The following is a 7416-nucleotide window of genomic DNA, read 5'->3' on the forward strand; positions in this document are numbered from 1 at the left end:
CGGTGCCACCGTGTTGGGACGCATCACCATCGGCAGCGGCTCGATCATCGGCGGCAATGTCTGGTTGACGCGCAGCGTGCCGGCGGACAGCCAGATCTCCCAGGCCTCGGCTCGCCAATCGACGGGCGATTGTCCATGACGGCGATGGGGCCTGTCATCCGCCCCGGCCCGAGAACGGGCCATTCAGTCGGCCATGTTGAAAAGGGAGGTACGCCGTGACCGGGGTCGTCTACTGGCTGGATATGGCAGGCGTGATCGTCTTCGCCCTTTCGGGGGTGATACTGGCCTGCCGGTCGCGGATGGACCCCTTTGGGATGCTGGTGCTGGCGGCAGTCACCAGCATCGGCGGCGGTACCCTGCGGGATCTGGTGCTGGGTGTGCGCCCGGTGTTCTGGGTCACCGACCCCACCTACCTCTGGGTGATCCTGGGTACCGTGGGGCTTTCCATCCTGGGCTTTCACTACATCCATCGCCTTTCCCGGGTCTTCCTGCCGGTCGCGGATGCCTTCGGGCTGGCGCTGTTCACGGTCATCGGCACCCACAAGGCGCTGTTGCTGGAGGCGCCCGGAGAGGTGGCGGTGCTGATGGGGATGCTCACCGGGGTGGCCGGCGGCATGATACGGGATGTACTGGCCCGGCGCGTGCCCATGGTGCTGCGCCAGGAAGTCTATGCCACGGCATCCATTGCCGGGGGCATCAGCTATGTCGCCCTGAGTACCCTCGGCAGCCCGCTGGTGACGACGATCGCCACGGCACTGCTTGTCACTCTCTCTCTCAGGCTGGCGGCGATTCGCTGGCACCTGACGCTACCCGTCTTCGCCTGGGTGGTGGTGCAGCCGCCGCAGGCCCCCGAGTTCCGTGACGAAGGTGGGCAGGACGAGGACGATCAGGATCGGGGAGCGGCGATGCCTCAGCGGCGCACCAAGGCACGGGTGAGGATGATCTCGCCCGGTCGTGCCCGGCGAGGGGGTAAGTCGAAATGAGCATGGCCACGGCCGCGCGACGTGCTCGAGAGAAGGGCGCTGCCTATTCGGTGAGCACCACAATGTGCTGGCCATAATGCTGCTGGACTGGCCAAAACATCTATATATATGGCCTATTCGCCATGATATAAATTACTCGGATAATATTTAGACTCGCTGTTTTCATGAATTTGGAAAGAAAGCTCCTCCTTTATATGATAATAAAGAAAGACTATTTCTTCAGGAAGGTTGTTTTCTGCTTTGTGTTGATCGATGTAGTAAGCTGCTCTGTATCCGCAGTAGTCGATGGTTTTTCCTGCTTTTTGAAAGTGAAGGCCTGATGCTTTTAACAGTCTATTGAACTTTGGCTCGATCATTGCAAAGACATGCCTTCGTTGAGAGAGGCCAACTATAGCGGTCGCAGCAAGGAATAAGCTCAAGCCAATTAGTGCTGACTGTTGTTTTCCACCTTCTGAACAGATTCTGTTAATATCTTCGCCTATTATACCCGTCGGCGGCTTTGCATTTTTCCTGAATGACGGGTGAACAGCAAGGCGAGATACTTCACAAATCGTGCTTTTAGGGAACCTGCTCGGATGTAAATCCGAACTTTTTAAACTGCTTCCGCAGTACTCTTCTAGCGGGAGGACATTTGGTGATCTGTTGGCCTTATTGTCTATGATCACCACTCTAAAACAGCCAGCATCCATTCCGCTTTCTTTGTGTTGGAGAAGGCAGAGTATCGAGTTCTGGTCATATGAATCTTTTTCTAGCGGTGCATTTATTTTTTCTCCAATGTTGTAATGAAGCTCTTCGTGGAAAACCTCATGCCTGAGTGAGAAGGCGCGCTGCTTCTCTTCTGGCGTGTGTGCAATGATGAACCTGAATCTCTCAGAGGAGTAAGTGGGGTCAATTCTCATTTTTCGAATCGCTGCTACGGGTCTTTTTTGAGTGTTAGTTTCGAATGACTTCATTGGTCATCTTCTTTTGAATTTGCGGGATTGGCTTTTGCGTCCAAAAGGCTTGTGTGTACTCTAAGTGTTTCTTGCAGCCTTGATGGTCTTCCTAAATAGAAGCCTTGACCATACATGATTCCATAATCTTTCAGCATTGGCACTAGATCTTCTTGATCCACAAACTCAGCAATGGCCTGCTTACCGAAACCTTTTGCTATATCCGCAATGGCTCTTACGATGATCTGGCTTTCAGGGTTTGTAGTCAGATTCCGTATAAAAGACCCGTCGATCTTGATGAAGTCCACGGGCAGCTGCCCCAGGTAATGGAAGCTGCTGAACCCCACGCCGAAGTCGTCCAGGGCCGTGCGGCATCCCAGGTCGCGTAGCGCCTGCAGTACGCCACGCGCAGTGGAAAAGTCGGTAACGGCGGCGGTCTCGGTGATCTCGAGGATGAGGTGGTGAGGATCGGCACCGCTGGCGGTCAGTTCGTCGGCCAAGTACTGCTTCAGGCCTTCATCATGCAGGGACGGGCCGGACAGGTTGACCGCCAGGCTGATGCCTCGCTCCTGCAGTTGACTGAGGACCCGCAGACTGTGGCGCAACACCCAGCGGTCGACCTGCACGATCTGACCGCTGCGCTCAGCCACCGGGATGAAATACGAAGGAGACACCAGGCTGCCGTCGGCATCGCGCATGCGCAGCAGCACTTCATAGTGCTTCACGTCGCGATCCTCCAGCCGCATGATCGGCTGCGCCATCAGCTCGAAGCTGTCCTCTGCCAGCGCGCTGCGCACGCGCTCGACCCAGTAGACTCGCTCCTGCAACTCGTCCTTGGCATTCTCGGTCCTCGAGAGCAGGTGCCATTGCTGGATGCCGCTCTCCTTGGCCTTGTACATGGCTACGTCGGCACTGGCCATCAGGTCGGCCGGCGTCGCGCCGTGGGCCGGAAACAGGGCAATGCCGATGCTCGCGGTGACCCGGTGGCGCTGCCCTGCGGCCGTGAATCGGAGGCTGTCGAGTAACTGGTCGATATGCTGGGCAACCTGTACCGCCTGGTCTTTGCCGGCACTCTCCAGCAACAGCGCGAACTCGTCGCCACCCAGGCGGGCGATGACACCGCGGTGGCCCAGGTTCAGCAAGAGAGTATCGGCCACCTCGCACAGCAGACGGTCACCGACAGGGTGGCCGCTGAGCTCGTTGACTTCCTTGAACTGGTCCAGATCCAGCAGCAGCATGGCACCGCCTGACTCTCGCCACAGTGCCTGCTGAAGGGCGTCCTGGAAGTAGCGTCGGTTATAGAGCTCGGTCAGGAGGTCACGCTCGGCCAGCCAGGTCAGGCGAGCCTCAGCGGCCTTGCGCTCGGTGATGTCGAGGCCCACCGAGATCCGCGACTTGCTGTCGTCAGTGCCTGATGGCAGCGGAGCATGGTACCAGGCGATGGTATGGAGGCGCTGGTCCGGTGTCAGGAGGGTTCGCTCCTCCTGCAGCGGGGTGTCGAAGGTTCTGACCCGAGATGGACTGCCCGCCTCGAACACATCGACGAAATGGCGACCCAACAGGGAGGGTTCATCCAGGTCCAGCATCGCGCGGGTGTAGTCGTTGACCAGGCTGATCCGACCCCGGCTGTCCTGGGCGATGATGAAGACCCGCGCGGTATCCAGCAGGCTGTTCACGAAGTCCCTTTCCTTGGCCAACTCGTCGACGCGTTCCGCCAATTGGTCGCCGCGTTCCTGGACCTCGTGTTCCAGTATCTCGAGTTGTCCGGAGAGTTCCAGCGTGGTGCCTTCCAGCACGTCTATCTCATCCGGCAGGCGTTGGCGAACGGAGGGAATCGCGGCCCGGATATCGTCGAACCCTCCACTGGCCAGTGTCGGCAGCAAGCCGGCGATCCGGCGGAGGCGTGCCATGGGACGCAGCAGGATCAGCAGCAGCAGCAGTTCCGCAGTGAGCCAGCCCATCATGCCAACCCACAGCAGGGTTCGAGTGTCTTCGTTGATGGCCTGGATCTGGGTCGAGATATCGGAGATCAGCAGGAAGTAGCCGGTACTTCGCCGGTCCGCGTCCTCGTCCATGCGGATCGCGCTGAGCTCTAGGTGCTGGCCCTGGTCCTTCAGCTGCAGAGGGGTTTGCAGCAAAGCGCTGATCGGTCCGAGGACTGCGGCTCGTTGCAGCAACGGCAGGCTCTCTTCCTGGCGCGTCATTGCCAGTAGGTAGCCATTCCAGGCGTCGAGCTGGCGTTCCTTCGGAAGGTCCCGGCTCTCCAGCGGGCCGGTCACCAGCAGGGCCACCTCGGCGTTGGATACTTCCCTGGCCTGCCGGGTCACATCGGCCAGCGAACGGGACAGCACGACCAGGCCGACGCTCTCGCCATTCATCAGCACCGGAACGGCGGCATACTGCTGGCAGTCTCTCGCGCAGCGCAGTGTCGTGATGGGCATCTCGGTATCCATAATCCTCTGCACCCAGGCCTGGATCGGCAACCTGCCCTCTGGCTGGCCGGAGCCCCAGCGACCCATAGTCCGTCCCTGGGTATCCACGACCATTATCTCGTCGATTCCGGCATCGAGCTGCAGGGTCGGCCACTGAGAGGCCAACGCCCCCTCGACCTCTTCCGCGTTGCCCGCCTCGAGAGGCGGCCCAAGGCGTGGTGAGGCTGCGGCCAGGCCCGCCAGCTGGCGAAGGTTCTCTGCCGAGCGCTGGAGGGCCTGGCCGATCTCGCGCTGCTGGCGCTCATGATGCTCGTTACGGCTCTCCTGGAACTGGCGGGTCAGGTTGTCGTGGCCCACCCAGGTGAACAGCACCACGAGCCCGACCAGCAGCAAGCTGCTCAGGGCGATGACACGCCATGTCAGGCTGAGTTGACGACGAGTCCGAAGGAATGAGAATGAGGGGAGTGTCATTTCTGCGGGTTCCAGGCCGGGGACATTGAGATGTCAGAACCGCAATGAAAGCTGGAACAGCAGCATGTTCCAGCGACGCTCTGTTTCTGAGGGATCGGGATTATCTTGGAGTGGTAGCCAGCCAGTACCGTCAATGTGGTGATATTCGGCCGCGAGAAGAACACGTGGGTTTAGGTTCCACTGCAATCCCATGGTAATGTCTTCGGCAAATCGCGAGTGTGCTGGTCCGAGGCCCTGCATCTCATATTCACTACCTGAGCGGTCGCTTATGTCGCTGACTAAGCTGTCATAACGAATTAACCACTGCCAGTTGTCATAGAAGCGGCGTGAGTATTGAATATACCAGCTTTCGCCAGTAATGTCTGAACCACGTATTGCGCCGGAGCCAGATAAAGAGAGGTTGCGAATGGCATATTCACCTGTAAGTGCCCAATTTCCCATGTCGTATTGGAGAGATAATATCCAAGGTTGGAAATTAAGCTCACCATCGCTGGGGCCAAGGTTAATATCTAGATTTACGTCGGCAGCGCTTATGGCTGCAGTGAGGCGGCCGTTATTGTGCTCGTAAATAAGCTGGGCAATCGAGGAGGTTTCGCCGCCGACTTGAGTGTCCAGATCAGGCGGAAAGAGTTGTGTTGCCAAATCTCGAGTTGTTGGTGTGCCCAAGCCGCCTTTGAAACGAACTATGCCACTGTTAAAGCGCTCTTCGGCATATACGCTTGCACCATCTGCGGAGAGTCCCAATGATCGGGTTCTGTCGAAATAAATGGATTGAGGCAGCAGGATGCTGGGGCGGGTAAAGGCCACATCGCGGGTCTGATTGTAGAAGCCGAAGGGGTTCTTGAAACGGCCGAGCTGGATGCCGAAGGTACGCTGCTGATTTGATAATATCTGGTAGTCGATAACGCCATAGTCGAGTGCAGGGCGGGCATCGCTGCCATCCCCTCCGGCGCGTCGGCTCAGTACCTGGGCGGCAAGCAGCACGTCCTCGTGGGGTCGCAGTGAGGCATTGGCGCCTATCTCGGTAAACTTGAAACTGCCCTCGTTTTCGCTGCTGGGGCCGAAGAAGTTGTTCTCATCAGTGATGACCAGGGCTTGGCTCAGGAAACCATGCACCTGGAGGGTATCCAGTACTCCCTCGTCGCTCCTGGCCTGGGAAGACAAGACCAGGGACAGCGCGGCGGCCATGGCGGTGATGGAGCGGGGGTCACTCCATCGAAATGACTTGGACACGATCATCCAGGTACTCCCTTCTAAGATATCCTATGGCACCGGGAGTGTTGGCGATACGTTTACGCATCTCCTCCTGGTCACGAACTCGGTTGGGTGCCTGCCCGGTGCCCGAGAACACCATGCGATCCCAGGCCAGCTGCAGCTGATGCGGGTAGACAGCCAGCTGTTCCTTGGCAAAGCGCGCATGAATGGGGTGATTGTTGTTGAGCACGAAGACCCGCACTGCCTGGCCATCGGGCCAGGTGCGCTGCCTCATGGCGAAGATGGCGCGGGTAGTATCACGCGTCAGTTGGTGGATCGTGACATCCGGATGTGCCACCACTACGAGGTTAACCCCCTGGGCACTGGCCGGTGTGCTGGCCCGCGACAGGCCGGTTAGCAGCATCACGGCAGCCAGCACCAGGGCGCTCAGGCGCACCATGGGGCCTGCCTCCCTGGCTGGCGGACATCATCAGTGGTGACTGCTGCCGCGAGGGAGTAGGTCAGGACGAAAGATATCATCGGGGTGTGTGTTCCCGTTGTCTGATGAACGCCAGGTTCATGCACCATGCAGGCATAGCCCGCATGCCGTGTGTGTATGAGTCAATGACGTCTTCTCCCTGCAGCCCCTCGGGCATTGTCATTTTTGCGCCCGGTGCGTGGCAGCCTTTCCCCACGAAAGACACCAAGTAGACCATCGTGCCTTTCTGACACGAGACACTTCTTATAACCTACACTACTTTAAGGAAATTTACAGGTAGGAGTATCAACGCGGAGCGAGAACCCCGGCGGCGGGAGGCCGCTGGGGGGAGGGATGGCGGTCAGAAGACGTGGAAGCTCTCTGCATTGAGCCACAGGTGGGCCATCACGCTGGCGATGTAGCCCAGCGCGATCACTGGGGTCCAGCGCAGGTGGCCCATGAAGGTGTAGTTGCCGCGGGCCTGGCCCATCAGGGCGACGCCGGCCGCCGAGCCGATCGACAGCAGGCTGCCGCCCACTCCGGCGGTCAGGGTGATCAGCAGCCAGTGGCCATGTGACATGTCGGGCTCCATGGTCAACACGGCGAACATCACGGGGATGTTGTCGACCACGGCCGAGATCACGCCCAGGGCGATATTGGCCCAGGTGGCGTCCCAGCCGGTGTACAGCGCATCTGAGAGCAGCCCCAGATAGCCCATGAAGCCCAGGCCGCCCACGCACATCACCACGCCATAGAAGAACAGCAGGGTGTCCCACTCGGCGCGAGCCACACGGTTGAAGACGTCGAAGGGCACCACGCTGCCCAGGCTCTCGAGCTTCTTCCAGTCACCGCGCTGGCTGTAGCGGGTGCGCTTGCGCTCCAGGGAGCGTGGCAGGGTACGGCGCAGGTAGTAACCGAAGAACTGC

Annotated in this window: 6 protein-coding genes and 1 pseudogene; 2 read left to right on the forward strand and 5 right to left on the reverse strand. The window is 59.2% G+C overall.

Translation table 11 applies throughout. The features are described from left to right. Both ACESMD_RS01910 and ACESMD_RS01915 read left to right on the forward strand, forming a co-directional pair. Positions 1-139 (forward strand): annotated as a pseudogene (locus ACESMD_RS01910) (serine acetyltransferase); the annotation flags it as partial. Positions 140-215: 76 nt separating this feature from the next. Further along, positions 216-983, forward strand: coding sequence for a trimeric intracellular cation channel family protein (locus ACESMD_RS01915; RefSeq protein WP_372609819.1), 768 nt, complete (start codon positions 216-218; stop codon positions 981-983). Positions 984-1096: 113 nt separating this feature from the next. Here the strand turns inward: ACESMD_RS01915 and ACESMD_RS01920 are convergent, their stop codons facing one another. The 5 genes from ACESMD_RS01920 to nhaD all read right to left on the reverse strand — a co-directional run. Beyond that, a complete protein-coding gene (locus ACESMD_RS01920; RefSeq protein WP_372609821.1) occupies positions 1097-1936 on the reverse strand; it encodes a PEP-CTERM/exosortase system-associated acyltransferase in 840 nt (279 codons plus the stop codon). Further along, complete coding sequence (locus ACESMD_RS01925; RefSeq protein ID WP_372609823.1) at positions 1933-4818, reverse strand: EAL domain-containing protein; 2886 nt, start codon at positions 4816-4818, stop codon at positions 1933-1935. The genes ACESMD_RS01920 and ACESMD_RS01925 overlap by 4 nt, the downstream gene beginning before the upstream one ends. A 33-nt stretch (positions 4819-4851) precedes the next feature. Beyond that, positions 4852-6057: a hypothetical protein gene (locus ACESMD_RS01930; RefSeq protein WP_372609825.1), complete on the reverse strand. Its 1206-nt coding sequence runs from the start codon at positions 6055-6057 to the stop codon at positions 4852-4854. Continuing rightward, complete coding sequence (locus tag ACESMD_RS01935; RefSeq protein ID WP_372609827.1) at positions 6026-6472, reverse strand: hypothetical protein; 447 nt, start codon at positions 6470-6472, stop codon at positions 6026-6028. Before ACESMD_RS01935 ends, ACESMD_RS01930 begins: the two co-directional genes overlap by 32 nt. A gap of 379 nt (positions 6473-6851) precedes the next feature. Then, positions 6852-7416: sodium:proton antiporter NhaD (gene nhaD / locus ACESMD_RS01940; RefSeq protein WP_372609828.1), on the reverse strand; the 565-nt coding region annotated here is incomplete at its 5' end.

Origin of the sequence: Halomonas sp. (assembly GCF_041689495.1) — a bacterium.
In the GTDB taxonomy this organism is placed as follows: Bacteria; Pseudomonadota; Gammaproteobacteria; order Pseudomonadales; family Halomonadaceae; genus Halomonas.